Below are 3,406 nucleotides of genomic sequence, written 5' to 3'. Positions count from 1 at the left end.
AGCAGCGCCTGCGCGGCCGATGCGATCAACGGCAGCTTCGCGTCCTGATCGGCCGGCACGAAGCTGTCGAGCGTGGTGACGCGCGCCACCTCGGGCCGCGCCCCCAGCCGCGCCGCCAGCGCACGCGCCTGCTGCAGCGACGGCGCCAGCACGCTGACATCCTCGGTGCCCGCCTGCGGCGCGTCCTTCAGCGCCCGCAGCGTCGCCATCGATTCGGAGGCGGGGTCCTTCAGGTTCAGCGGATCGAAGTCGAAGCGCAGCTGCGTCAGCAGCGGCGAGGCGGCCACGATGACGCCGCAGGTGACCCACAGCACCGGCTTGCGATGGTGCTCGAAGAAGTCGTCGGCGGGCGCGAGCCAGCGGATGCCCGGCGCGACCGTCTCGCCATTGGGCTGCAGCACGCGGATCAGCGCCGGCAGCAGCGTGACCGTGGTGAAGAACGCGACGAACATGCCGACGCCGGCGATCAGCCCCAGCTCTGCCACGCCGCGATAGTCGGTCGGCAGGAAGGCGAAGAAGGCCGCGGCCGTGGCCGCCGCCGCCAGCGACAGCGGAATCGCCAGCGCCTGCGCGGTATGGGCCAGCGCCGTCACGATATGGTCGCGATCGTGGCGCTCCGCCCGGTAGCGCACGCCGAACTGGATGCCGAAGTCCACGCCGAGGCCGACGAACAGTACGGCGAACGCGACCGAGATCATGTTGAGCGCGCCGACCATCGCCAGGCCGAGCGCGGCGGTGACGGCCAGGCCCGCGACCAGGCTCAGCAGCACGGCGACGATCAGCCGCGCCGAACGCAGCGCCAGCCACAGGATCAGGATCACCACCAGCACCGTCACCGCGCCGTTCAGCGCGGCGCCGTCGGCCACCGAGGCGAACTCGTCGTCGGCCAGCGCCTGCGGCCCGGTCAGCCGCACCTCGGCCGCGTAGCGCTGCGCCAGTTGCAGCTGCGCCGCGCTGGCGCGGATCGCGGCCGAGGCATCGGCGCCGGCCTGCAGGTCGCCGTAATCGAGTACGGGGCTGACCGCGACGAAGGCCAGCGCCGGTCCGGCCGCGGGCATCGGGTCGGCCAGCGTGCGCCAGGACAGCGCTGCCGGCCGGCCCGCCAGCACCTGCTCCAGCGTCATCGCACTGCGCGCGAGCAGCGGCGCCATCTGTGCCAGCGTGACCTGGCCCATCTGCAGCGGCAGGCCGAGCGAGACCGACAGCGTATCGGCCAGCCCGCGCAGGCTCGGATCGCGCGCCAGCGCGTTCAGCAGCGGGCGCGCATCGGTCAGGTCGCGCGTGAGCCGGGCCAGCGCCGGCGTATCGACGAACAGCAGGCCGTTGCGCGCGAAGAAGGCGCCGCCGCCGGGCTGGCGCACCGCCTCGAAGTGCGACGGCTGTTCGCGCAAGGACTGCGCCAGCGCATCGGCGGCGGCCTCGGCCAGCTCGGGGACCGGTGCCTGCACGACCGCCAGGATCAGGCGATCGCGGTCGGGGAAGGCCTGGTTCAGCGCGGCATCGTAGCGCGCCCAGGGCGCGTCGAGATCGAGCAGCCGGCCGATATCGGTATTGATCGCGAAGTGCCGCGCCGCGTACCAGCCGCTGCCGGCGCAGACCACGGCCGCCAGCGCGATGGTCAGCCAGGCGCGCGCCGTCGCCAGCATCACCAGGCGGGTGATGGCCGCGGTCAGCATGTCGGCAAGGCCTTGCCAGCCGGCGCTGCAACGGCCTCCGCCGCGGGGCTATACTCGATCGCTCGCCTTGCCATGCAGCCGGATTGCCGATCATGTTCCATATCCGTCCCCATTCGCCGATTTCCGCGCTGGCCATCGCGGTGCCCGCGCTGATCTGTTCGCTGCCTGCCAACGCCGCCGAGCGGGCCGCGCCCGACCGCCAGGTCCGCACCGCCGTCGAGGGCGTGATCGCCGCGGTGCGATCCGATCGCGCGGCCAGCGCCGGCGACCAGGCCAGCGTCGTGGCCGTGGTGCGGCGCCAGTTCCTTCCGTACACCGATTTCGCGCGCACCACGCGGCTGGCGCTCGGTCCCGCCTGGCGTACCGCCAATCCGGTGCAGCAGCAGCAGCTGGTCGAGCAGTTCCGCACGCTGCTGGTCCACACCTATGCGCTGTCGCTGTCGCAGCTGCGCGGCCAGAACGTCGAGTTCCGCTATACGCCGGCGCAGGCCGGCGCCAATGCCGACGACGTGGTGGTGCGCACCCGCGTGATCACCGCCGGCGACGAGAACCAGATCGACTATCGGCTGCGGCGCGGCATCGACGGCTGGAAGATCTACGACATCAACATGATGGGCGCGTGGCTGATCGAGGTCTATCGCCGCCAGTTCGCCGACATCGTCGAGCGTGACGGCATCGACGGACTGATCCGCTACCTGACCGACCACAACGCGCGCCAGGCCGGCAGCCGCTGAAGCGCGGCGCCTCATCGCGGACGGCCCCGTGCGGCCGAGCCGGGCTTGCCATGCCGGTCGCGCCAGCGGCGCACCTCGAACCACTGCCACGACAGCAGCGCCGGCACGCCATACAGCACCTCGCGCGCGCGCCGCACCAGCGCCAGCGACAGCGCGGTCTGCGCGTCGATGCCCAGCAGCTGTCCGAGCAGCATCACCACCGCCTCCTGCACGCCGAGCCCGCCCGGCACGAAGAAGGCCATATTGCGCGCGGCCATCGTCAACGACTCGATCGCCAGCGCCTCGCCGAACGACACCGGATGGCCGAGCAGCCGCAGCGCGAACCAGGTCTCGACGGTGCCGGCGGTCAGCCCCAGCAGCTGCCAGACCGCGGCGGCGACCGGCGTGCGCAGGCGTCCCAGCAGCGCGCGGATGCGCTGGTCCAGGCCGGCGCCGAGGTCGGCGCCGGCGATCGCATCGACCATCCGGTGTTCCTCGCCCAGCAGGCGCCGCGCCAGCCGTTCGAGCCGCGCGAACAGCGCGCCATGCCGTAGCGCCAGCGCAAACGCGACAGGCAACGGCAGCGACAGCAGCAGCCCGCCGCCGATCGTCAGCGCGCGCTGTTCCTGATGGCCGCCGGGGATCGCGGCGATCAGCAACAGCACGCCGATCACGCAGTACAGGTACTGCGAAAACAGCGTGACCATGACCTCGACGACCACGCTGGCGGTGACCGCGCTGGTGTCGCCGACCTGCAGCCTGCCCAGCCGGATGCCGGCCAGCTCGCCGCCGACATTGGCCGTCGGCAGCAGCCGGTTGACGGCCTCGCGCACGCTGGCGACCCACCACAGGAACAGCATGCCGGGACGGGCCATGGGCGCCGCGGCGCGCAGCAGCCCCTGCCAGGCGCGCGCATCGAGCGCGATCGCGACGCCGTGCACCGGCAGCAGCCACAGCAGCGGCCAGCACGGCCGGTTCGTCCATCGCGCCGCTGCGGGCGATACCGATCACATAGTC

Annotated in this window: 3 protein-coding genes; 1 reads left to right on the top strand and 2 read right to left on the bottom strand. The window is 72.5% G+C overall.

What is annotated here, in order from left to right; all coding sequences use genetic code 11:
* Positions 1 to 1,676, bottom strand: a 1,676-nt coding sequence (locus tag B551_RS15470) for an MMPL family transporter (RefSeq protein ID WP_023264470.1), incomplete at its 3' end; no start/stop codon positions are given.
* Between the two features lie 92 nt (positions 1,677 to 1,768).
* On the opposite strand from B551_RS15470, the gene B551_RS15465 reads away from it, so the two are divergent.
* Complete coding sequence (locus tag B551_RS15465; RefSeq protein ID WP_006579805.1) at positions 1,769 to 2,410, top strand: phospholipid-binding protein MlaC; 642 nt, start codon at positions 1,769 to 1,771, stop codon at positions 2,408 to 2,410.
* 11 nt (positions 2,411 to 2,421) lie between these two features.
* Here B551_RS15465 and B551_RS15460 read toward each other — a convergent pair whose 3' ends face one another.
* Complete coding sequence (locus B551_RS15460) at positions 2,422 to 3,345, bottom strand: lysylphosphatidylglycerol synthase domain-containing protein (RefSeq protein ID WP_256364480.1); 924 nt, start codon at positions 3,343 to 3,345, stop codon at positions 2,422 to 2,424.
* Between the last annotated feature and the right edge of the window lie 61 nt (positions 3,346 to 3,406).

The sequence above is a fragment of the Cupriavidus sp. HPC(L) genome (assembly GCF_000307735.3).
Taxonomy (GTDB): domain Bacteria; phylum Pseudomonadota; class Gammaproteobacteria; order Burkholderiales; family Burkholderiaceae; genus Cupriavidus.
This window is presented reverse-complemented; position numbering and strand designations above follow the sequence as displayed.

Coding starts and splice junctions, on each gene's coding strand:
- B551_RS15465 (WP_006579805.1), top strand. CDS start 1,769: ATGTTCCATATCCGTCCCCATTCGCCGATTTCCGCGCTGGCCATCGCG.